The sequence below is a fragment of the Bacillus sp. SCT118 genome (assembly GCF_058566435.1).
In genome coordinates this window covers 2,328,376-2,351,201 of sequence record NZ_CP191225.1, presented here as the reverse complement: position 1 = coordinate 2,351,201, position 22,826 = coordinate 2,328,376, and the positions used below count along the sequence as shown (strand labels likewise).

General features: G+C 42.6%; 20 protein-coding genes. All 20 read left to right on the top strand.

What is annotated here, in order from left to right; genetic code table 11:
- Positions 1–91: 91 nt before the first annotated feature.
- The 20 genes from tsf to pnp all read left to right on the top strand — a co-directional run bounded on the left by tsf (position 92) and on the right by pnp (position 22,811).
- The gene (gene tsf / locus ACQVGT_RS11895) at positions 92–973 is read left to right on the top strand and encodes a translation elongation factor Ts (protein ID WP_003231929.1); all 882 of its coding nucleotides are present in this window, start codon (positions 92–94) and stop codon (positions 971–973) included.
- 145 nt (positions 974–1,118) lie between these two features.
- Positions 1,119–1,841: a UMP kinase gene (gene pyrH / locus ACQVGT_RS11890; RefSeq protein WP_003220923.1), complete on the top strand. Its 723-nt coding sequence runs from the start codon at positions 1,119–1,121 to the stop codon at positions 1,839–1,841.
- Position 1,842: 1 nt separating this feature from the next.
- Complete coding sequence (gene frr, locus ACQVGT_RS11885; RefSeq protein WP_003231927.1) at positions 1,843–2,400, top strand: ribosome recycling factor; 558 nt, start codon at positions 1,843–1,845, stop codon at positions 2,398–2,400.
- Positions 2,401–2,530: 130 nt separating this feature from the next.
- Positions 2,531–3,313 (top strand): undecaprenyl pyrophosphate synthase, encoded by a 783-nt coding sequence (gene uppS / locus ACQVGT_RS11880; protein ID WP_015383676.1) that lies wholly within the window; start codon positions 2,531–2,533, stop codon positions 3,311–3,313.
- A 3-nt stretch (positions 3,314–3,316) separates the two neighbouring features.
- On the top strand, positions 3,317–4,126 hold the full coding sequence (gene cdsA, locus ACQVGT_RS11875) for a phosphatidate cytidylyltransferase (RefSeq protein WP_003231924.1): 810 nt from the start codon (positions 3,317–3,319) through the stop codon (positions 4,124–4,126).
- 61 nt (positions 4,127–4,187) lie between these two features.
- Positions 4,188–5,339, top strand: coding sequence for a 1-deoxy-D-xylulose-5-phosphate reductoisomerase (gene dxr / locus ACQVGT_RS11870; protein ID WP_003245155.1), 1,152 nt, complete (start codon positions 4,188–4,190; stop codon positions 5,337–5,339).
- A gap of 6 nt (positions 5,340–5,345) precedes the next feature.
- Positions 5,346–6,614 (top strand): RIP metalloprotease RseP, encoded by a 1,269-nt coding sequence (gene rseP, locus ACQVGT_RS11865; protein ID WP_080109038.1) that lies wholly within the window; start codon positions 5,346–5,348, stop codon positions 6,612–6,614.
- 32 nt (positions 6,615–6,646) lie between these two features.
- Positions 6,647–8,341 (top strand): proline--tRNA ligase, encoded by a 1,695-nt coding sequence (gene proS / locus ACQVGT_RS11860; RefSeq protein WP_015383678.1) that lies wholly within the window; start codon positions 6,647–6,649, stop codon positions 8,339–8,341.
- A 108-nt stretch (positions 8,342–8,449) separates the two neighbouring features.
- Complete coding sequence (locus tag ACQVGT_RS11855; protein ID WP_015483232.1) at positions 8,450–12,763, top strand: PolC-type DNA polymerase III; 4,314 nt, start codon at positions 8,450–8,452, stop codon at positions 12,761–12,763.
- A 329-nt stretch (positions 12,764–13,092) separates the two neighbouring features.
- Positions 13,093–13,563 (top strand): ribosome maturation factor RimP, encoded by a 471-nt coding sequence (gene rimP, locus ACQVGT_RS11850; RefSeq protein WP_003231915.1) that lies wholly within the window; start codon positions 13,093–13,095, stop codon positions 13,561–13,563.
- 34 nt (positions 13,564–13,597) lie between these two features.
- Positions 13,598–14,713, top strand: coding sequence for a transcription termination factor NusA (gene nusA, locus ACQVGT_RS11845; RefSeq protein ID WP_003231912.1), 1,116 nt, complete (start codon positions 13,598–13,600; stop codon positions 14,711–14,713).
- A gap of 13 nt (positions 14,714–14,726) precedes the next feature.
- Entirely contained in the window at positions 14,727–15,002 is a 276-nt protein-coding gene (gene rnpM / locus ACQVGT_RS11840; protein WP_009967250.1) for an RNase P modulator RnpM, read from the top strand.
- A gap of 1 nt (position 15,003) precedes the next feature.
- Positions 15,004–15,306 (top strand): YlxQ family RNA-binding protein, encoded by a 303-nt coding sequence (locus ACQVGT_RS11835; protein WP_003220946.1) that lies wholly within the window; start codon positions 15,004–15,006, stop codon positions 15,304–15,306.
- 19 nt (positions 15,307–15,325) lie between these two features.
- Positions 15,326–17,476, top strand: coding sequence for a translation initiation factor IF-2 (infB, locus tag ACQVGT_RS11830; protein WP_014479801.1), 2,151 nt, complete (start codon positions 15,326–15,328; stop codon positions 17,474–17,476).
- Positions 17,473–17,751: a DUF503 domain-containing protein gene (locus ACQVGT_RS11825; protein WP_003231905.1), complete on the top strand. Its 279-nt coding sequence runs from the start codon at positions 17,473–17,475 to the stop codon at positions 17,749–17,751. Before infB ends, ACQVGT_RS11825 begins: the two co-directional genes overlap by 4 nt.
- 16 nt (positions 17,752–17,767) lie before the next feature.
- Positions 17,768–18,121 (top strand): 30S ribosome-binding factor RbfA, encoded by a 354-nt coding sequence (gene rbfA, locus ACQVGT_RS11820; protein ID WP_009967251.1) that lies wholly within the window; start codon positions 17,768–17,770, stop codon positions 18,119–18,121.
- Between the two features lie 75 nt (positions 18,122–18,196).
- Complete coding sequence (truB, locus tag ACQVGT_RS11815) at positions 18,197–19,126, top strand: tRNA pseudouridine(55) synthase TruB (protein ID WP_015252083.1); 930 nt, start codon at positions 18,197–18,199, stop codon at positions 19,124–19,126.
- A gap of 18 nt (positions 19,127–19,144) precedes the next feature.
- A complete protein-coding gene (ribF, locus tag ACQVGT_RS11810) occupies positions 19,145–20,095 on the top strand; it encodes a bifunctional riboflavin kinase/FAD synthetase (RefSeq protein ID WP_015383682.1) in 951 nt (316 codons plus the stop codon).
- 156 nt (positions 20,096–20,251) lie between these two features.
- Complete coding sequence (gene rpsO, locus ACQVGT_RS11805) at positions 20,252–20,521, top strand: 30S ribosomal protein S15 (protein WP_003220957.1); 270 nt, start codon at positions 20,252–20,254, stop codon at positions 20,519–20,521.
- Between the two features lie 172 nt (positions 20,522–20,693).
- Positions 20,694–22,811 carry a polyribonucleotide nucleotidyltransferase gene (gene pnp / locus ACQVGT_RS11800; RefSeq protein ID WP_003231897.1) on the top strand — a complete coding sequence of 706 codons (2,118 nt, stop codon included), beginning with the start codon at positions 20,694–20,696 and terminating at the stop codon, positions 22,809–22,811.
- The last annotated feature ends 15 nt before the right edge of the window (positions 22,812–22,826 follow it).

Sequence of the window (22,826 nt, the reverse complement as noted above, 5' to 3'; positions counted from 1 at the left end):
AGGTGATAAGAGGGACTGCCTTTTATCACCTTTTTTCAAGAAAAATGTGTAATATACATACTCTTGTTTAAACATATAAGGAGGAATACAAATGGCAATTACTGCACAGCAAGTAAAAGAACTGCGTGAAAAAACTGGCGCGGGCATGATGGATTGTAAAAAAGCGTTAACTGAAACTGACGGAGATATGGACAAAGCAATTGACCTTTTAAGAGAAAAAGGGATTGCAAAAGCAGCGAAAAAAGCTGACCGTATCGCAGCAGAAGGTTCTACTCTTATTAAAACTGACGGCAACAAAGGCGTTATCCTAGAAGTAAACTCTGAAACTGATTTCGTTGCGAAAAACGAAGGCTTCAAAGAGCTTCTTAACACTTTAGCTGACCACCTTCTTGCAAACACGCCAGCAGATGTTGAAGAAGCAATGGGTCAAAAAATGGAAAATGGCTCAACTGTTGAAGAGTACATCACAAGCGCAGTTGCTAAAATCGGTGAGAAAATCACTCTTCGCCGCTTTACAGTTCTTACAAAAGACGACAGCTCTGCATTCGGTGCGTACCTTCACATGGGCGGCCGCATCGGTGTATTAACTGTTCTCAACGGTACAACTGATGAAGAAACTGCGAAAGATATCGCAATGCACGTTGCTGCAGTTAACCCTCGTTACATTTCTCGTGATCAAGTATCTGAAGAAGAAACAAATCATGAGCGTCAAATCTTAACTCAGCAAGCCCTCCAAGAAGGCAAACCTGAAAACATCGTAGCGAAAATGGTTGAAGGCCGTCTGAACAAATTCTTCGAAGAAATTTGTCTATTAGACCAAGCGTTCGTTAAAAACCCAGATGAAAAAGTGAAGCAAGTTATTGCAGCGAAAAACGCTACTGTTCAAACTTTTGTCCGCTATGAAGTTGGAGAAGGCATCGAAAAACGTCAAGAAAACTTTGCTGAAGAAGTAATGAACCAAGTGAAAAAATAATGGTGAAAAGATTTCGCGGCTAAGTCGCGTCTTTTCAGGCAGTATAGGGGACACATTTTGTGTTCCCTATTTTTAAAACTATATTTACAAACCTTTTTTTCTCTTGCATAATAGAAAACGGCAATGTTTACACTTGGAGGTTATCATGGAAAAACCAAAATACAAACGTATCGTATTAAAGCTTAGCGGAGAAGCATTGGCAGGAGAACAGGGAAATGGAATTAACCCGACTGTCATTCAATCCATTGCAAAGCAAGTGAAGGAAATCGCTGAGCTTGAAGTCGAAGTGGCTGTTGTAGTAGGCGGCGGCAACTTATGGCGCGGAAAAACAGGAAGTGACCTGGGCATGGACCGCGCGACTGCTGACTATATGGGAATGCTGGCGACAGTAATGAATTCGCTTGCTCTTCAAGACAGCTTGGAAACACTCGGAATCCAGTCCAGAGTGCAAACATCCATTGAAATGAGACAAGTTGCTGAACCGTACATAAGAAGAAAAGCGATACGCCACTTAGAGAAAAAACGTGTCGTTATTTTCGCTGCGGGCACAGGAAACCCATATTTCTCAACTGATACGACAGCTGCACTGCGGGCTGCTGAAATTGAGGCAGACGTTATTTTAATGGCTAAAAATAACGTTGACGGTGTGTATAATGCTGATCCTAGAAAAGATGAATCAGCTGTTAAGTATGAATCACTTTCTTATCTTGACGTTCTTAAAGACGGCCTGGAAGTCATGGATTCAACAGCTTCCTCTTTATGCATGGACAATGACATTCCGCTTATCGTCTTTTCTATTATGGAAGAAGGAAATATCAAACGTGCCGTTATCGGTGAATCAATCGGAACGATCGTGAGGGGGAAATAACGTGTCAAAAGAAGTATTAACTCAAACAAAAGAAAAAATGGAAAAAGCAATTGCTGCTTATCAGCGCGAATTGGCTACTGTACGCGCAGGCCGTGCAAATCCATCATTATTAGATAAAGTAACGGTTGAATATTACGGAGCGCAGACACCTTTAAATCAGTTGTCTTCTATTAACGTGCCTGAAGCTCGTATGCTCGTTATTACGCCATACGACAAAACAGCAATCGGCGATATCGAAAAAGCGATTTTAAAAGCTGATTTAGGTCTTACACCAACAAGTGATGGCAATATGATTCGAATTGCAATTCCGGCACTAACAGAAGAGAGACGGAAAGAATTAGTGAAAGTTGTAAAAAAATATGCTGAAGAAGCAAAAGTAGCTGTTCGTAACGTTCGCCGTGATGCTAACGATGATCTCAAAAAACTTGAGAAAAACGGAGACATTACTGAGGATGAACTGCGTGCTTCCACTGAAGACGTTCAAAAACTGACAGATGAATATGTGTCAAAAATTGACAGTGTCACAAAAGACAAAGAAAAAGAAATCATGGAAGTTTAATGAAAAACTATGTACAATAGATAATAGTGAAAAGACCCTCTCATGTTTACAGGGGGTTTTTTTGTTAATACTGTTGATTACATTGATTATCAGCAGGGAATGTAACCTTTTTGGGTGACGGAGGAATCTCATGCTCAACATACTCAAAAATTGGAAGAATCAGCAAACTGCGGCTTCCAACTTAGAACGTTATACAAAAGAAGACATACTTAAGGGAGAAATTCCCGAACACATCGCCATTATCATGGATGGAAATGGCCGTTGGGCTAAAAAACGCTCTCTTCCCAGAATTGCAGGCCACCATGAAGGGATGAAGGTGGTAAAAAGGACCACAAAGCTCGCAAACGAATTAGGTGTCAAAGTACTGACATTGTATGCATTTTCAACAGAAAACTGGAAAAGACCGAAAATGGAAGTCGATTTTTTAATGAAGCTTCCGGAAGAATTTTTGAATACGTATCTTCCAGAGCTTGTTGAGGAAAATGTACAGGTTCGGATCATTGGGGATGAAACGGCTTTGCCGGCGCACACATTACGTGCAATTGAAAAAGCTGTACAGGACACGGCGCAAAACGACGGAATGATCCTTAATTTTGCTCTTAACTATGGAGGCCGTACTGAAATTGTCAGTGCTGCAAAATCACTCGCGGAAAAAGTGAAGGAAGGCTCTTTGAATATTGAAGACATTGATGAATCGCTTTTTTCTACTTATTTGATGACTGAATCTTTGCAGGATCCTGAACTTTTAATTCGAACGAGCGGCGAGATAAGGCTGAGTAATTTTATGCTATGGCAGGTTGCCTACAGTGAATTTGTCTTTACTGACGTCTTGTGGCCTGACTTTAAAGAAGATCACTTCTTGCAGGCGTTAGGAGAGTATCAGCAGAGAGGCCGGAGGTTTGGCGGAATTTAGAGGATGGTGGACATGAAACAAAGAATTTTGACAGGTGTTCTGGCAGCAATTGTATTTTTGTTTTTGGTTATTGTCGGGAAATTGCCGTTCACCATATTAATTTATGCTATGGGCAGTGTGGCGCTTTTTGAACTTTTACGGATGAAAAAGCTGAAGCTGGTTTCACTGCCGGGTTTGATCGGCCTTTTATTATTGTGGATGTTCTTATTGCCAAGCCAGTATTCGTTTTTTGAAGCGGACGGAATTTCCAAAATGGAAATCGCTTTATTTGCGGTACTGCTATTGCTGACTTACACAGTGTTGGTCAAGAACACCTTTACTTTTGATGAAGTCGGGTTTATTACGCTTGCAGCAATTTACATCGGAATGTGTTTTCATTATTTTATCGAAATCAGAAATCTTGACCAATACGGATTAACATACATTTTTTATGCGTGTGTTGTCATTTGGTCCACCGATTCCGGTGCCTATTTTGTCGGTAAATCGCTTGGGAAGCGGAAACTGTGGCCTGAAATCAGTCCGAATAAAACAGTGGAAGGGTTTGCAGGCGGAATTGTCATCGCACTTGTATTGGCGACGATTTTTCAGCTTGTTGCACAACTTCCGATCCCGTATATCTATCTGCTGTTGATCACGCTGTTTTTGTCTGTTTTTGGACAACTGGGAGATTTAGTGGAATCCGCGTTGAAAAGACATTACGATGTAAAGGATTCTGGGAATATTCTTCCCGGGCATGGCGGTATATTAGACCGTTTTGACAGTTTCTTGTTTGTCATGCCTTTCTTGTACTTTCTGCTTGCCCTTTTTTCATAAAAAAGTCTAATATGAATATGAGACTGATCACGCAGCAATAAGAATAGGAGTAGTGGCAACTTTGAAAAATATTTGTCTTTTAGGAGCAACAGGATCAATCGGCGAACAGACTCTTGATGTACTGCGTGCACATCAAGATCAATTTCAGCTGGTATCTATGTCGTTTGGCAGAAATATTGATAAGGCCGTTCCAATGATTGAGGTCTTTCAGCCGAAGTTTGTCTCTGTCGGTGATCTGGATACATATCATAAATTAAAACAAATGTCTTTTTCTTTTGAATGCCAAATTGGGCTGGGAGAAGAAGGACTGATAGAAGCAGCAGTGATGGAGGAGGTTGACATTGTTGTCAACGCTTTGCTTGGAAGCGTCGGTCTTATCCCGACGTTAAAGGCAATTGAACAGAAAAAAACAATTGCGCTTGCAAATAAGGAAACTCTTGTCACTGCAGGGCATATAGTAAAAGAACATGCTAAGAAATATGATGTTCCGCTGCTGCCTGTTGACAGTGAGCATTCAGCCATTTTTCAAGCTCTTCAAGGCGAACAGGCTAAAAACATTGAACGCCTCATCATTACGGCATCCGGCGGAAGTTTTCGGGACAAGACACGGGAGGAGCTCGAATCAGTAACAGTTGAAGATGCATTAAAACATCCAAACTGGTCAATGGGTGCAAAAATTACAATTGATTCGGCTACAATGATGAATAAGGGATTAGAGGTGATCGAGGCACACTGGCTTTTCGATATACCTTATGAACAAATTGATGTGGTTTTACATAAGGAGAGCATCATCCATTCAATGGTTGAGTTCCATGATAAAAGTGTGATCGCACAGCTCGGAACTCCGGATATGAGAGTCCCCATTCAATATGCGCTCACTTATCCTGACCGATTGCCATTACCAGATGCGAAAAGGCTTGAATTATGGGAAATCGGCAGCCTTCATTTTGAGAAAGCTGATTTTGACAGGTTCCGATGCTTACAATTTGCTTTTGAATCAGGTAAAATAGGAGGAACAATGCCGACAGTGCTAAATGCAGCAAATGAAGTAGCTGTCGCTGCCTTTTTAGCTGGCAAGATACCGTTTTTGGCTATTGAAGACTGTATCGAAAAGGCACTAACCCGCCATCAATTACTGAAAAAACCGAGCCTGGCGGACATTCAAGAAGTGGACAAAGATACCCGGGGATACGTCAATTCAATACTCACATAAGGTGGTATGTTCGTGAATACAGTTATAGCGTTTATCATTATTTTCGGAACGCTCGTTTTCTTCCATGAACTGGGCCATTTATTGCTAGCCCAAAGAGCGGGAATTCTCTGCCGTGAATTTGCGATCGGCTTCGGTCCAAAGATTTTTTCTTTCAAAAAAAATGAAACAGTTTATACGATCAGGCTGCTTCCGGTCGGCGGATTTGTTCGTATGGCCGGCGAAGATCCGGAAATGATTGAGGTGAAACCCGGATACACGGTCGGGCTTCTGTTTAATAAAGAAGATCAAGTTGAGAAAGTCATCATCAATCAAAAGGAAAAATATCCGGATGCTTTAGTCATTGAAGTGGAAACAGCTGATCTAGAGCATGACATGAAGATCACCGGTTATGAACAGGGGAAAGAGGACGAACTTTCCAGCTTTACTGTCAGCGAAACATCCTTTTTTATTGTAGATGGAGAAGAAGTGCAGATTGCGCCGTATAATCGCCAATTTGGTTCCAAACCTGTGTGGCAGCGGATTAAAGCAATTGCTGCAGGGCCGATTATGAACTTTATTTTAGCTTACGTCATTTTAGTGATGCTTGGGCTGATTCAAGGCGTACCGTCAAATGAACCTATGCTCGGGCAGCTGACAGACAATGGACGGGCGGCTGAAGCAGGGCTAAAAGAAGGGGATTATATCCAAAGCATTAACGGAGAGAAAATGAGGTCTTGGCCTGACATTGTCTCCGCTGTAAAAGAAAACCCGGAGAAAGAAATGGACGTTGCAGTAAAAAGAGATAACAAAACGCTTCATATTTCAGTGACTCCGGAAGCTGTTAAAGATGAGAACAAAAAAACAATCGGACGTTTCGGTTCCTATGCGCCGACTGAAAAAGGCGTACTCTCAGCGGTTGCTTACGGCGCGACATCAACAGTTGATGTTACCAAAGCCATTTTAACCAATCTGAGCAAATTAGTAACAGGCCAATTTAAACTCGATATGCTGTCAGGTCCTGTCGGCATATATGACATGACAGACCAAGTGGCGAAAACAGGGATCGTGAACTTATTTCAGTTTGCGGCGTTTTTAAGCATTAACCTTGGGATTGTCAACCTGCTTCCGATTCCGGCACTTGACGGAGGAAGACTGTTGTTTCTATTTATTGAAGCGATTCGGGGCAAACCGATTAACAGGGAAAAAGAAGCATTTGTTGTGTTTATCGGAGTAGCTTTTCTAATGCTTCTTATGCTGGTTGTCACATGGAACGATATCCAGCGGCTGTTTTTGTAAACGAAAAGTAAATCAATCAGAGGTGCGAAGAAATGAGACAAAGCTTGACGCTTATTCCTACGCTCCGTGAAGTTCCAGCTGATGCCGAAGCAAAAAGTCATCAGCTTCTTCTGAGAGCAGGATTTATCAGACAGAATACGAGCGGGGTATACAGCTATATGCCTCTTGCGTATAAGGTGATTCAAAACATTCAGCAGATTGTTCGAGAGGAAATGGAGAAAATTGATGCCGTAGAAATGCTTATGCCCGCATTGCAGCAGGCAGAGACATGGCAGGAATCAGGCAGATGGTATACGTATGGTCCCGAACTGATGAGACTAAAAGACCGTCATGGCCGTGAATTTGCTTTAGGGGCAACGCATGAAGAGGTTATCACTTCGCTTGTTCGCGATGAGGTTAAATCTTATAAGCGTCTCCCTCTGACTCTTTATCAAATTCAGTCTAAGTTCAGAGATGAAAAACGTCCTCGCTTCGGTTTGTTAAGAGGCCGCGAATTTATTATGAAGGATGCGTACTCTTTCCATGCATCTGCAGAGAGCCTGGATGAAACGTATCAAAAAATGTACGAGGCCTATTCTAATATTTTTGCCCGCTGCGGCATTAATGTAAGACCTGTTATCGCTGATTCAGGCGCAATGGGAGGAAAGGATACGCACGAATTTATGGCACTTTCTGCGATCGGAGAGGATACGATTGCGTATTCTGATGAATCACAGTACGCGGCTAATATCGAGATGGCTGAAGTTCTTCACCAGGAAGTTCCTTCAGATGAAGAGCCTAAAGCTCTAGAGAAGGTTCATACGCCTAACGTGAAAACAATCGAAGAACTGACTGCGTTCTTGCAGGTTTCGGCTGAAGCGTGCATTAAGTCAGTATTGTTTAAAGCTGATGACCGTTTTGTCTTAGTGCTTGTAAGAGGGGATCATGAAGTTAACGATATTAAAGTGAAAAACTTGCTTCATGCAGAAGTTGTAGAGCTTGCCACACATGAAGAGGTCATTCAGCAGCTCGGAACAGAGCCAGGCTTTGTAGGCCCTGTCGGTATTCATCAGGATGTGGAAGTATATGCTGATCAAGCTGTGAAAGCAATGGTCAATGCTGTTGCCGGGGCAAATGAAGGAGATTATCATTATAAAAATGTCAATGTGAATCGTGACGCGCAAATTAAAGAATTTGCTGATCTTCGTTTTATTAAAGAAGGTGATCCTTCACCAGACGGCAAGGGAACGATCCGTTTTGCTGAGGGAATCGAAGTCGGACAAGTCTTTAAACTCGGAACACGCTATTCAGAAGCGATGAATGCGACATATTTAGATGAAAACGGACGCGCGCAGCCAATGCTGATGGGCTGTTACGGAATCGGTGTGTCAAGAACGCTTTCTGCTATTGCTGAACAGCATCACGACGAAAAAGGATTAATATGGCCAAAAAGCGTTGCGCCGTACGATCTTCATATTCTTGCATTGAACATGAAAAACGATGGGCAAAGAGAGCTTGCTGAAAAGCTGTATGCCGATTTAAAAGCAGAAGGCTATGAAGTGCTCTATGACGACCGTGCTGAGCGTGCCGGCGTAAAATTCGCTGATTCAGATCTAATCGGCCTTCCAATCCGCATCACTGTCGGAAAACGGGCTGACGAAGGAATTGTCGAAGTGAAAATTCGTCAAACAGGTGAGTCAACTGAGATTTCAGTAGACGAATTATCTGCGTTTATCAGCAAGCAGTAATCACCATAACGATTTATCAAAAAACATGTTAAAATAGAAATAATAGAAGGTACCTCATTGCCTGAGGTACCTTCACTTATGATGTTTTTAGGGAGGGATACTGTCTTAATGGAACAGTTATCAGTAAACAGAAGGCAGTTTCAAATTCTTCTGCAGCAGATTAATATGACAGATGATACCTTCATGACCTACTTTGAACATGGCGAGATTAAAAAGCTGACAATTCACAAAGCTTCTAAGTCTTGGCATTTTCATTTTCAATTTAAATCTTTGCTGCCTTTTCAAATATATGACACATTAACAACGAGGCTGACGCAATCGTTTGCCCACATAGCAAAAGTGACATCTTCAATTGAAGTTCAGGATGCCGAGGTCAGTGAAAGTATTGTTCAAGACTACTGGTCACGCTGCATTGAAGAACTGCAGGGCATTTCGCCGCCGATTATCAGTCTTTTAAACCAGCAAAAACCGAAGCTGAAGGGCAATAAACTGATTGTCAAAACCAAAACGGATACAGAAGCGGCTGCGCTAAAGAATAAATACAGTTCCATGATACAAGCAGGCTACCGTCAATTTGGCTTTCCGGATCTTCAGCTTGATGCTGAAATATTTGTATCCGAGCAGGAAGTTCAAAAGTTTCGGGAGCAAAAGCTTGCAGAAGACCAAGAGCGGGCTATGCAGGCCTTGATTGAAATGGAGAAGAAAGATAAAGAAAGTGATGAAGACCAAGCACCATCTGGTCCTCTTGTTATCGGTTATCAAATTAAAGATAACGAAGAAATCCGGACACTTGACAGCATCATGGACGAAGAACGGAGAATTACGGTCCAAGGTTATGTGTTTGATGTGGAGACGCGCGAGCTGAAGAGCGGGCGCACGCTGTGTATCTTCAAAATTACAGACTATACAAATAGTATTTTGATCAAAATGTTTGCACGTGAAAAAGAAGATGCGGCACTGATGAAGTCTCTGAAAAAAGGAATGTGGGTAAAAGCACGCGGAAGCATTCAAAATGATACATTTGTCAGAGACCTTGTCATGATCGCAAATGACGTAAACGAAATAAAAGCAAAAATCCGTGAAGATTCAGCACCTGAAGGAGAAAAAAGAGTGGAATTGCATCTTCATTCCCCAATGAGCCAAATGGATGCTGTTACGGGTATCGGAAAGCTTGTCGAACAGGCGAAAAAATGGGGACATGAGGCCATCGCTTTGACTGACCATGCTGTCGTTCAATCCTTCCCTGATGCGTATTCTGCGGCCAAAAAGCATGGAATTAAAATGATTTACGGGATGGAAGCGAATCTCGTGGATGATGGCGTGCCAATTGCTTATAATGCCGCACATCGTCTGCTCGAAGAAGAAACATATGTTGTTTTTGACGTTGAGACGACAGGATTGTCTGCTGTATACGATACCATTATTGAGCTGGCTGCAGTAAAAGTAAAAGGCGGAGAAATTATTGATAAATTTGAGGCGTTTGCGAACCCGCATCGTCCGCTTTCCGCCACAATCATAGAGCTGACAGGGATCACTGATGATATGCTACAAGACGCTCCGGATGTCGTAGATGTAATAAGAGATTTCAGAGAATGGATTGGCGATGATATCCTTGTCGCTCATAATGCAAGTTTTGATATGGGATTCTTAAATGTAGCCTATAAAAAGCTTCTTGAAGTCGATAAAGCTAAAAACCCAGTCATTGATACGCTTGAACTTGGACGTTTTCTCTATCCGGAATTTAAAAATCACCGGTTGAACACACTTTGTAAAAAGTTTGATATCGAACTCACACAGCATCACCGTGCGATCTATGATACTGAGGCAACCGCTTATTTGCTTCTGAAAATGCTGAAAGACGCAGCTGAAAAAGGCATTCAGTACCATGATGAGTTGAATGAAAATATGGGTCAGTCCAATGCTTATCAAAGATCAAGACCGTATCATGCAACATTACTTGCCGTGAACAGCACGGGACTTAAAAATTTATTTAAGCTTGTGTCACTTTCTCATATTCATTATTTTTACAGAGTGCCGCGTATTCCAAGATCTCAGCTTGAAAAATACAGGGAAGGGCTTCTGATCGGTTCTGCCTGTGACAGGGGAGAGGTTTTTGAGGGAATGATGCAAAAATCGCCTGAAGAGGTGGAAGATATCGCGTCATTCTATGATTACCTTGAGGTTCAGCCGCCTGAAGTGTATCGTCACTTGCTGGAGCTTGAACTGGTCCGTGATGAAAAAGCGCTGAAAGAAATTATTGCGAATATCACGAAGCTGGGGGAAAAGCTTAATAAACCGGTTGTTGCTACGGGAAATGTTCATTACTTGAATGATGAGGATAAAATCTACAGAAAGATTTTAATATCCTCACAAGGCGGGGCAAATCCGCTGAACAGGCATGAACTGCCGAAAGTGCATTTCAGAACGACAGACGAAATGCTTGAAGCTTTTTCTTTCTTAGGTGAAGAAAAAGCGAAGGAGATCGTAGTCACCAATACCCAAAAGGTTGCTTCTTTAGTTGATGACATCAAGCCGATTAAAGATGATTTATATACGCCGAAAATCGAAGGCGCTGATGAAGAGATCAGAGAAATGAGCTATCAGCGTGCAAGAAGCATTTACGGGGAAGAGCTGCCTGAAATTGTCGAAGCGCGGATTGAAAAAGAGTTAAAGAGTATTATTGGCCACGGATTTGCTGTTATTTACTTGATCTCTCACAAACTTGTAAAACGTTCACTAGATGACGGGTATCTCGTTGGTTCCCGTGGTTCCGTAGGATCTTCATTAGTTGCGACACTTACTGAGATTACTGAGGTAAACCCGCTGCCGCCGCACTATGTTTGTCCTGAGTGCCAGCATTCTGAGTTCTTTAATGACGGTTCTGTCGGTTCCGGTTTTGACCTGCCTGACAAGACATGCCCTCATTGCGGAACGCCTTTGAAAAAAGACGGCCATGATATTCCATTTGAAACGTTCTTAGGATTTAAAGGGGACAAAGTACCTGATATCGATTTGAACTTCTCAGGGGAATATCAGCCGCAAGCACACAATTACACAAAAGTATTGTTCGGAGAAGACAATGTATATCGTGCGGGAACAATAGGCACGGTGGCAGAAAAAACAGCCTACGGTTATGTAAAAGGCTATGCCGGAGACAACAATCTTCATATGCGCGGTGCCGAAATAGATCGGCTCGTGCAGGGATGCACGGGTGTAAAACGTACAACTGGACAGCACCCTGGCGGTATTATCGTAGTTCCGGATTATATGGATATTTATGATTTTTCACCGATCCAGTTCCCGGCAGATGCCACAGGTTCAGAGTGGAAAACGACTCATTTTGATTTCCACTCCATCCATGACAACCTGTTAAAACTTGATATTCTCGGACACGATGACCCGACTGTTATTCGGATGCTTCAAGACTTAAGCGGAATAGATCCGAAAACAATTCCGACGGATGATCCTGAAGTGATGAAGATCTTCCAGGGAACCGAATCACTCGGTGTGACTGAAGAACAGATTGGCTGTAAAACGGGCACTCTTGGAATTCCTGAATTCGGAACCCGATTTGTCCGGCAGATGCTTGAAGATACAAAGCCGACCACTTTTTCTGAGCTCGTTCAGATTTCAGGCTTGTCTCACGGAACTGATGTATGGCTTGGCAATGCACAGGAGCTCATCCACAATAATATTTGTGAGCTGAGTGAGGTTATCGGCTGCCGTGATGACATTATGGTTTATTTAATCTATCAAGGCCTTGAGCCGTCCCTTGCCTTTAAAATCATGGAATTCGTGCGTAAAGGAAAAGGATTAACGCCTGAATGGGAAGAAGAAATGAAAAATAACAATGTCCCAGACTGGTATATTGATTCTTGTAAAAAGATTAAATACATGTTCCCGAAAGCCCACGCCGCGGCATATGTCTTAATGGCAGTCCGCATTGCTTACTTTAAAGTGCATCATGCTCTTTTGTATTATGCGGCTTATTTTACCGTTCGTGCAGATGACTTTGATATTGATACAATGATCAAGGGCTCTACAGCAATCAGAGCGGTAATGGAGGATATAAACGCTAAAGGACTTGACGCTTCACCGAAGGAAAAGAACCTTCTGACTGTTTTAGAATTAGCGCTTGAGATGTGTGAGAGAGGCTATTCATTCCAAAAAGTCGATTTATATCGCTCCAGCGCCACAGAGTTTATTATTGACGGCAACAGTCTTATTCCGCCGTTTAACTCTATTCCAGGGTTAGGGACGAACGCTGCTTTGAACATTGTAAAAGCTCGTGAAGAAGGCGAATTCCTCTCAAAAGAAGATTTGCAAAAGAGAGGGAAAGTATCAAAAACGATTTTAGAGTACTTAGATCGCCATGGCTGTCTGGAGTCACTGCCTGATCAAAACCAATTGTCACTGTTCTAATATGGAAAGCAGAATTTCTCAGAAATTCTGCTTCTATGCATACATAAGCGCAAAAAGTGCCATCGTAATATTAGAGTTTCTGTCACTTGCTTAGGTATGAAGGTAAGCGTATATCCATTTGCAATAAAAATATGGTTATGGTATAGTTTTATTGGAAATGCTAACGATTACCGAGGCAAAGAGTGGGGAAACCCGCTCTTTTGTATTGAACAGGAGAATTTTGTCTCGACATGTTCATCGTTTACTTTTTAGCCCCTGCTCTTTTGAAGCAGGGTTTTTATGCAGAGTGACGAGACGAATATGAGATCGACAGCACAAGGAGGAAGAACATGAGCAAAAAAGTGACTGACACCGTTCAAGAAATGGCTCAGCCAATCGTAGACAGCCTTCAGCTGGAACTCGTTGACATTGAATTTGTCAAAGAGGGCCAAAGCTGGTTCCTTCGCGTGTTTATTGATTCCGATGACGGTGTGGATATTGAGGAATGTGCCAAAGTAAGCGAAGCTTTAAGCGAAAAGCTTGATGAGGCAGACCCAATCAGCCAAAATTACTTTCTTGAAGTCTCATCTCCAGGAGCTGAGCGTCCGCTAAAGAAAAAAGCCGATTTCGAAAAATCACTAGGAAAAAACGTATACATTAAGACGTATGAGCCTATTGACGGCGTAAAAGTGTTTGAAGGTGAACTGGCTGAATTTGATGGACAAACAGTGACAGTTGAGATCACGATCAAAACAAGAAAGAAACGGATCAATATTCCGTATGAAAAGATAGCTAATGCAAGATTAGCTGTTACATTCTAATGAATACAAATGTTTTAAGGGGGGAGACCGTTAAATGAGCAGTGAATTATTAGATGCTCTCACGATTCTTGAAAAAGAAAAAGGCATCAGTAAAGAAATTATCATCGAAGCAATCGAAGCTGCGTTAATTTCTGCTTATAAGCGGAATTTTAATCAAGCGCAAAATGTACGGGTGGATCTAAACCGTGAAACTGGCTCCATCCGTGTATTTGCAAGAAAAGATGTCGTTGACGAAGTATACGACCAGAGATTAGAGATCTCAATTGAAGAGGCACAGGGCATCCATCCGGAATATATGGTCGGCGATGTCGTCGAAATCGAAGTTACACCTAAGGATTTCGGGCGCATAGCTGCTCAAACAGCGAAGCAGGTCGTCACACAGCGTGTGCGCGAAGCTGAGCGCGGTGTGATTTATTCTGAATTTATCGACCGTGAAGAAGACATCATGACAGGGATCGTCCAGCGTCTGGACAATAAATTTATCTACGTGTCTTTAGGCAAAATAGAAGCCTTGCTGCCGGTTAATGAGCAAATGCCGAATGAAAGCTACAAGCCCCATGACCGCATTAAGGTATATATCACAAAAGTAGAAAAAACAACGAAGGGCCCGCAGATTTATGTGTCAAGAACACATCCAGGCCTGTTAAAGCGTTTGTTTGAAATTGAAGTGCCTGAAATTTATGATGGAACTGTCGAACTAAAATCTGTTGCCAGAGAAGCCGGCGACCGTTCAAAAATTTCTGTTCGCACAGATGATCCTGACGTGGATCCTGTCGGTTCATGCGTAGGGCCTAAAGGCCAGCGTGTGCAAGCAATCGTCAATGAATTAAAAGGTGAAAAAATTGACATTGTCAACTGGTCCAGTGATCCTGTAGAATTTGTCGCGAATGCGCTCAGCCCTTCCAAAGTGCTTGATGTCATTGTTAATGAAGAAGAAAAAGCGACAACTGTTATTGTTCCTGATTACCAGCTGTCTCTGGCAATTGGCAAAAGAGGACAAAACGCACGCTTAGCTGCTAAACTGACAGGCTGGAAGATTGATATTAAGAGCGAAACGGACGCAAGAGAACTTGGAATCTATCCGAGAGAACTTGAAGAAGATGATGAGCCGCTCTTTACGGAGCCTGAAACTGCTGAATCGGATGAATAAGAGGTGACTTTAGGTGAATAAACACAAAAAGATCCCATTACGCAAATGTGTAGTGACTGGTGAAATGAAGCCTAAAAAGGAACTGATCCGAGTTGTACGGTCGAAAGAAGGCGAAATCTCAGTAGACCCGACCGGAAAAAAGAATGGGCGGGGTGCTTATTTAACGCTGGATAAAGAGTGCATCTTAGCAGCAAAAAAGAAAAACACTTTGCAAAATCAATTTCAATCACAAATCGATGACCAGATTTTCGATGAATTGCTGGAACTGGCGGAAAAGGTGAAAAAATAAAATGTCTGGAATGGAATGGTTTCCCTTGCTGGGTCTGGCCAATCGAGCTCGTAAGGTCGTGTCAGGCGAAGACTTGGTAATAAAAGAAATCAGGAATGCGCGTGCAAAGCTTGTCCTGCTTACAGAGGATGCATCATCTAACACAGCAAAAAAAGTAACTGACAAGTGCAATTATTATAAAGTCCCTTATAAAAAAGTCGAGAGTCGCGCGGTTCTTGGACGTTCTATCGGTAAAGAAGCCCGTGTCGTTGTCGCCGTCACTGACCAAGGTTTTGCGAATAAGCTGATCAGCTTGCTCGATTAATATTTTTGGGGGTGAACGAATGGCTAAAATGAGAGTATACGAATATGCAAAAGCGTTAAATGTTTCAAGTAAGGAAATTTTGACCGCACTGAAGAACATGGATTTAGAAGTGAATAATCACATGGCCATGCTTGAAGAAAAGGCCATTAAAAAGCTTGATGCCAAATATAAAAAAGGCGGCGCAGCTGCTAAATCTCAAAAGCCAGCAGAAACGAACAAAAACAAACAGCCACAAGGGGTTAATCAGCAATCAGCTGGAAATCAACCAAATAAAATTCGAGACGGAAAGAAGAATGACGTGCAGAATAATCAATTTAACAAAAACAAGAAGAATAACAACAACAAAAAAAATAAACGCAACAACAACAACAATAAAAACCAACATCAGCAAAAGCCTGTAAAGCCGAAAAAAGAGCTTCCTGAGAAAATTACATTCTCTGGCACTTTAACAGTTGGCGCACTTGCTGAAGAGCTTGGCAAAGAGCCTTCAGAAATCATTAAAAAGCTGATGCTTCTTGGCGTAATGGCAACCATTAACCAAGAGCTTGATAAAGACACAATCGAACTCATTGCATCAGAATATGGTGTTGAAACAGAAGAGGTCATTGTGCTTGAAGAAACAGAGCTGGAAAAATACGAAGAGCCTGATAATGAAGAGGATCTTGAAATTCGTCCTCCTGTCGTGACAATCATGGGTCACGTTGACCATGGGAAAACAACGCTTCTTGACAGCATCCGTAAAACAAAGGTTGTTGAAGGAGAAGCAGGCGGAATCACTCAGCATATCGGCGCTTATCAAATTGAAGAGAACGGCAAGAAAATCACGTTCTTGGATACACCGGGCCACGCCGCATTTACAACAATGCGTGCACGCGGTGCAGAAGTAACTGATATTACGATTCTTGTCGTAGCTGCCGATGACGGTGTCATGCCGCAAACAGTTGAAGCGATTAACCATGCAAAAGCAGCAGAGGTTCCAATCATCGTAGCTGTGAATAAAATAGATAAAGAATCCGCAAACCCTGACCGTGTGATGCAAGAACTGACGGAATACGGACTTGTCCCTGAAGCTTGGGGCGGAGAAACCATTTTTGTGCCGCTTTCTGCTTTAACTGGAAAAGGCATTGATGAGCTCGTTGAAATGATTTTGCTTGTCAGTGAGGTAGAGGAACTGAAAGCGAATCCGAACCGTCAGGCAAAAGGAACGGTTATTGAAGCTGAACTCGATAAAGGCAGAGGGTCAGTTGCGACGTTGCTCGTACAGACTGGAACACTGCATGTCGGTGATCCGATCGTAGTCGGCAATACATTTGGCCGTGTCCGTGCAATGGTCAACGACATTGGCCGCCGTGTGAAAACTGCCGGCCCGTCAACTCCGGTTGAAATTACCGGTTTGAATGATGTCCCTCAAGCGGGAGACCAATTCCTTGTCTTTAAGGATGAAAAAACAGCTCGTTCTGTCGGTGAAGCCCGTGCTTCGAAACAGCTTGAAGAGCAGCGCAGCGATAAAGCGAAGCTCAGTCTTGATGATTTATTCGAGCAAATTAAGCAAGGTGATGTAAAAGACATCAACCTCATCGTAAAAGCTGACGTTCAAGGATCTGCTGAAGCTTTAACGGCTGCGCTTCAAAAAATTGAAGTAGAAGGCGTTAAAGTGAAAATCATCCATACAGGCGTTGGTGCGATTACTGAATCTGACATTATCTTGGCATCTGCTTCCAATGCAATTGTTATTGGGTTTAATGTGAGACCGGACGGAAATGCTAAGAGTACGGCTGAAGCTGAAAATGTAGATATTCGACTTCACCGTATCATTTACAAAGTAATCGACGAGATTGAAGCTGCCATGAAAGGTATGCTTGATCCTGAATATGAAGAAAAAGTAATTGGTCAAGTAGAAGTACGCCAAACATTCAAAGTATCTAAAATCGGTACAATTGCCGGCGGATATGTTACTGAAGGAACCATTACGCGCGACAGCGGCCTCCGTTTAATTCGTGACGGCGTCGTCATCTTTGAAGGCGAAGTAGATGTTCTGAAACGCTTTAAAGACGATGTGAAAGAAGTTTCACAAGGCTATGAATGTGGTATTACAATTAAGAAATACAATGACATTCGTGAAGGTGACATCCTTGAAGCGTTTGTCATGCAAGAAATTGAAAGAACGTGATCGGATTTGCGGAGTGTGAATGCATCATTTATGATGCAGGATCGCTAAAAGAAAAGCGTGCCGTTCTGAAGCGGGTTTTAACCAGGGTTCAAAACAAGTTCAATGTTTCGATTTCGGAGATTGGCTATCAGGACACCTGGCAAAGAACCAGCTTCGGAATCGCCGCTGTTTCTTCCTCTCGCGTTCAAACAGAAAAAGAACTGCAGCGCGTCCTAGCGTTTATCGATTCTTTTCCTGAAATTGAACGGACGATCACTAGGACAGAGTGGTTTTAACTTAGAGGTGATTGAATTGAGTATGAGAGCAAACCGTGTCGGCGAGCAAATGAAAAAAGAACTCGGTGATATTATCAGCCGCAAGCTGAAAGACCCGAGAATTGGTTTTCTGACAGTAACGGATGTACGTGTATCAGGTGATTTGCAAATTGCAAAGGTGTATATCTCGGTTCTCGGTGACGAGAAAAAACGGGAAGAAGCGCTGAAAGGGCTGGCAAAAGCGAAAGGATTTATCCGATCCGAAATCGGCAGCCGCATCAGACTTCGAAAAACGCCTGAAATTGAATTTGAGTTCGATGAATCAATCGATTACGGAAATCGGATCGAAACACTGATTCACGAATTACATTCAGAGAAACCATCTGAATAAAAAATGAGAGGATAGGCGTATATCGTCTGTCCTCTTTCTTCGTTTAAAAGAAAAAACAGAAGGAGTGAAAGGCAAATGGTTAACGGAGTTCTCCTTTTACATAAACCTGTTGGCATGACATCGCACGACTGTGTCATGAAGATCCGAAAGCTGTTAAAAACAAAAAAAGTAGGACATACAGGAACGCTCGATCCGGAAGTGTCAGGCGTGCTTCCGATTTGTGTAGGAAGAGCGACAAAAATAGTCGAATACTTAACTGAAAAATCTAAAACGTATGATGCAGAAATAACGCTTGGCTTTTCAACCACAACAGAGGATCAAACCGGAGAAACGGTGGAAACAAAGCCTGTCAATCACGACATTGATAAAGCGGATGTAGAAAAGGTTTTAAACAGTTTAAAGGGGAAACAAGAACAAATTCCGCCCATGTATTCCGCTGTAAAAGTAAACGGCAAAAAATTATACGAATACGCAAGAGCAGGGATTGAAGTAGAACGTCCGAAACGTATGATAACCATTGAAGACATTGCCCTGACGACAGAGATTAAACATCATGGAGAAACTGCAAGCTTCCGGTTTACAGTGACTTGCTCCAAAGGGACCTATGTAAGGACGCTGGCGGTCATGATCGGAGAAAAGCTCGGATATCCGGCTCATATGTCTCATTTAATCCGTACGGCATCCGGAGATTTTTCTCTCGACGAATGCTTTACTTTTGATGAGCTCGAAGCACAGGCCCAATCCGGAACCGTGGAAGAGCATACAGTTCCTATTGAACGTGCGCTCAATCATTTGCCGAAATGGATCATAAGTGATACATTAGCTAAGAAAGTAGAAAATGGGGCTTTGCTTGAGACGCCCGAGCAGTTTTCTGAAATGACAAGTGAAGACCGTATTGCCGTCTTTACTGAATCCGGAACCTGCTTGGCGATCTATTTCCCTCATCCTGCAAAAAAAGGGCTGTTAAAGCCGGCAAAAGTATTGATGCAAAAAAGCGAACAATAGAAAAAAGGTGACCGTTCTGTGAAGACGATACATATGACACATCCTCATCATTTAATAAAAGAGGAGCAGGCAAAATCAGTGATGGCGTTAGGTTATTTTGACGGCGTTCATCTCGGGCATCAAAAGGTAATCGGCACAGCGAAGCAAATAGCCGAAGAAAAAGGCCTGACATTAGCTGTGATGACCTTTCATCCCCATCCTTCTCACGTGTTGGGCAGAGATAAGGAACCAAAGGATCTGATTACGCCTCTTGAAGACAAAATAAACCAAATTGAACAATTAGGCACAGAAGTTCTGTATGTCGTTAAATTTAATGAAGTGTTTGCTTCTCTTTCTCCTAAGCAGTTTATAGACCAGTATATTATCGGCCTTAATGTGCAGCATGCAGTGGCAGGCTTTGACTTTACGTACGGCAAATACGGCAAGGGAACAATGGGGACCATGCCGGATGATTTAGACGGAAAAGCTGGGTGCACAATGGTAGAAAAATTGACGGAGCAAGATAAAAAAATCAGTTCTTCGTATATCCGTACCGCGCTTCAAAACGGAGATGTTGAATTGGCGAATGTCTTGCTTGGACAGCCTTATTTTATTAAAGGAATTGTCATTCATGGTGATAAAAGAGGGCGGACCATCGGGTTTCCGACAGCAAATGTCGGTTTAAATAACAGCTATATCGTTCCGCCCACAGGTGTATATGCCGTAAAAGCGGAAGTGAACGGCGAAGTTTACAATGGCGTTTGCAATATCGGCTATAAGCCGACATTTTATGAAAAGCGCCCTGAGCAGCCTTCCATCGAGGTCAATCTGTTTGATTTCGATCAGGAAGTATATGGAGCCGCTATAAAAATCGAATGGTATAAACGGATCCGGAGCGAGCGGAAATTCAATGGCATCAAAGAATTAACTGAGCAAATTGAGAAAGATAAGCAGGAAGCCATCCGTTATTTCAGCAATTTGCGGAAATAACTTGCAACGCACACAAATTTTATTCTAAAATATTTGCATATAGGCGCGATTTTTAGTATGATAGTTTTCGTAGTCTTAAAACCATTGCTTGGCAATCCGAAGTCACCGACGGTTGCTAGGTAACTGGGGCTAAATATGATTTGGAGGTGAAACAGGATGGCAATTACTCAAGAGCGTAAAAACCAACTCATCAATGAGTTCAAAACACACGAATCTGATACTGGATCTCCAGAAGTTCAGATCGCTATCCTAACTGACTCAATTAACAACTTGAACGAGCATTTACGTACTCACAAGAAAGACCACCACTCACGTCGCGGTCTTCTTAAAATGGTAGGTAAGCGTCGTAATCTTCTTACGTATCTGCGTAATAAAGACGTAACTCGTTACCGTGAGTTAATTAACAAACTAGGCTTACGTCGATAATCGTAAAAAGCGGGAGGATTCCCGCTTTTTTATCGTATTAAAGCGAAATTTCTTATAACAAATCATTGAAATCCTTTTACATACTACTTTGACATTGATATGTTCAATTCATTTCGTTCATAATAGGAGTAATTGATTATTTCACACAACGAAGAGAGGAGTTCGTAATTGTATGGGACAAGAAAAACATGTCTTTACCATAGATTGGGCCGGAAGAACGCTAACTGTTGAAACCGGCCAGCTTGCCAAACAGGCAAATGGTGCTGTGATGATCCGCTACGGTGATACAGCAGTACTTAGTACAGCAACCGCTTCAAAAGAACCTAAACCGCTTGATTTCTTCCCTCTTACTGTAAACTATGAAGAAAGATTATATGCGGTAGGGAAAATTCCGGGCGGATTTATTAAAAGAGAAGGACGTCCAAGTGAAAAAGCGGTTCTTGCCAGCCGTTTAATTGACCGTCCGATCCGTCCTTTGTTTGCCGATGGATTCCGTAATGAAGTTCAAGTCATCAGCATTGTCATGAGTGTTGACCAAAACTGCTCTTCAGAAATGGCTGCCATGTTCGGTTCATCTCTTGCACTTTCTGTATCGGATATTCCGTTTGAAGGACCGATTGCAGGGGTTACTGTCGGACGCATTGATGATCAATTTATCATTAACCCGACAGTCGATCAGCTTGAAAAAAGCGACATCAATCTTGTCGTTGCCGGCACGAAAGATGCGATTAACATGGTAGAAGCGGGAGCGGACGAAGTTCCTGAGGAAATCATGCTTGAAGCCATTATGTTTGGCCATGAAGAGATTAAACGCCTGATTGCATTCCAAGAAGAAATTGTTGCAGCAGTCGGCAAAGAGAAATCTGAAATTAAGCTCTTTGAAATTGATGAAGAGCTTAATGAAAAAGTAAAAGCTTTGGCAGAAGAGGATCTGCTGAAAGCCATCCAAGTTCATGAAAAGCATGCCCGTGAAGATGCCATTAACGAAGTGAAGAACGCAGTTGTGGCAAAATTCGAGGATGAAGAACATGATGAAGACACAATCAAGCAAGTGAAGCAGATTTTATCCAAGCTGGTGAAAAATGAAGTTCGCCGCTTGATTACTGAAGAGAAAGTAAGACCGGACGGCCGCGGTGTCGATCAAATCCGCCCGCTCTCTTCAGAGGTTGGCCTCTTGCCAAGAACGCACGGTTCAGGCCTATTTACAAGGGGACAAACTCAGGCCCTCAGCGTATGTACGCTAGGTGCTCTGGGAGATGTGCAAATCCTTGACGGCTTAGGTGTCGAAGAGTCGAAACGTTTTATGCATCATTACAACTTCCCGCAATTCAGCGTTGGGGAAACAGGACCGATGCGAGGACCGGGACGTCGTGAAATCGGACACGGAGCACTGGGTGAGCGTGCGCTTGAGCCAGTTATTCCGTCTGAAAAAGACTTCCCTTATACTGTCCGTCTTGTTTCAGAAGTGCTTGAATCAAACGGTTCTACATCTCAAGCAAGCATTTGCGCAAGCACACTTGCAATGATGGATGCCGGTGTACCGATTAAAGCGCCAGTTGCTGGTATTGCGATGGGTCTTGTCAAATCAGGCGAACATTACACTGTCTTGACTGACATCCAAGGCATGGAAGACGCGCTCGGGGATATGGACTTTAAAGTAGCGGGAACTGAAAAAGGCGTAACGGCCCTGCAAATGGACATTAAAATTGAAGGCCTTTCCAGAGAGATTCTTGAAGAAGCGCTTCAGCAGGCGAAAAAGGGCAGAATGGAAATCCTCAACAGCATGCTTGCAACATTAAGCGAATCAAGAAAAGAGCTTTCTCGATATGCGCCTAAGATCTTAACAATGACCATTAATCCTGATAAAATCCGCGATGTCATCGGACCAAGCGGAAAACAAATCAATAAGATCATCGAAGAAACCGGTGTTAAAATTGATATTGAGCAGGACGGCACAATCTTTATTTCCTCTACAGATGAAAGCGGCAACCAAAAAGCGAAAAAAATCATCGAAGACCTTGTTAGAGAGGTTGAAGTCGGCCAACTTTACCTAGGTAAAGTGAAACGGATTGAAAAATTCGGGGCTTTCGTTGAAATTTTCAGCGGAAAAGACGGTTTGGTGCACATTTCAGAGCTTGCGCTTGAACGCGTAGGGAAAGTTGAAGATGTTGTAAAAATCGGAGACGAGATTCTTGTCAAAGTCACTGAAATTGATAAACAAGGACGAGTGAATTTATCCCGCAAAGCGGTGCTCCGTGAAGAGAAAGAAAAAGAAGAACAACAATCTTAAATGAAAACATAAAAG

Excerpts from the sequence above, each read along its gene's own strand:
- tsf (WP_003231929.1), top strand. The coding sequence starts at position 92 with ATGGCAATTACTGCACAGCAAGTAAAAGAACTGCGTGAAAAAACTGGC.
- pyrH (WP_003220923.1), top strand. The coding sequence starts at position 1,119 with ATGGAAAAACCAAAATACAAACGTATCGTATTAAAGCTTAGCGGAGAA.
- uppS (WP_015383676.1), top strand. The coding sequence starts at position 2,531 with ATGCTCAACATACTCAAAAATTGGAAGAATCAGCAAACTGCGGCTTCC.
- cdsA (WP_003231924.1), top strand. The coding sequence starts at position 3,317 with ATGGTGGACATGAAACAAAGAATTTTGACAGGTGTTCTGGCAGCAATT.
- rseP (WP_080109038.1), top strand. The coding sequence starts at position 5,346 with ATGTTCGTGAATACAGTTATAGCGTTTATCATTATTTTCGGAACGCTC.
- proS (WP_015383678.1), top strand. The coding sequence starts at position 6,647 with ATGAGACAAAGCTTGACGCTTATTCCTACGCTCCGTGAAGTTCCAGCT.
- ACQVGT_RS11855 (WP_015483232.1), top strand. The coding sequence starts at position 8,450 with ATGGAACAGTTATCAGTAAACAGAAGGCAGTTTCAAATTCTTCTGCAG.
- rimP (WP_003231915.1), top strand. The coding sequence starts at position 13,093 with ATGAGCAAAAAAGTGACTGACACCGTTCAAGAAATGGCTCAGCCAATC.
- nusA (WP_003231912.1), top strand. The coding sequence starts at position 13,598 with ATGAGCAGTGAATTATTAGATGCTCTCACGATTCTTGAAAAAGAAAAA.
- ACQVGT_RS11835 (WP_003220946.1), top strand. The coding sequence starts at position 15,004 with ATGTCTGGAATGGAATGGTTTCCCTTGCTGGGTCTGGCCAATCGAGCT.
- infB (WP_014479801.1), top strand. The coding sequence starts at position 15,326 with ATGGCTAAAATGAGAGTATACGAATATGCAAAAGCGTTAAATGTTTCA.
- truB (WP_015252083.1), top strand. The coding sequence starts at position 18,197 with ATGGTTAACGGAGTTCTCCTTTTACATAAACCTGTTGGCATGACATCG.
- rpsO (WP_003220957.1), top strand. The coding sequence starts at position 20,252 with ATGGCAATTACTCAAGAGCGTAAAAACCAACTCATCAATGAGTTCAAA.
- pnp (WP_003231897.1), top strand. The coding sequence starts at position 20,694 with ATGGGACAAGAAAAACATGTCTTTACCATAGATTGGGCCGGAAGAACG.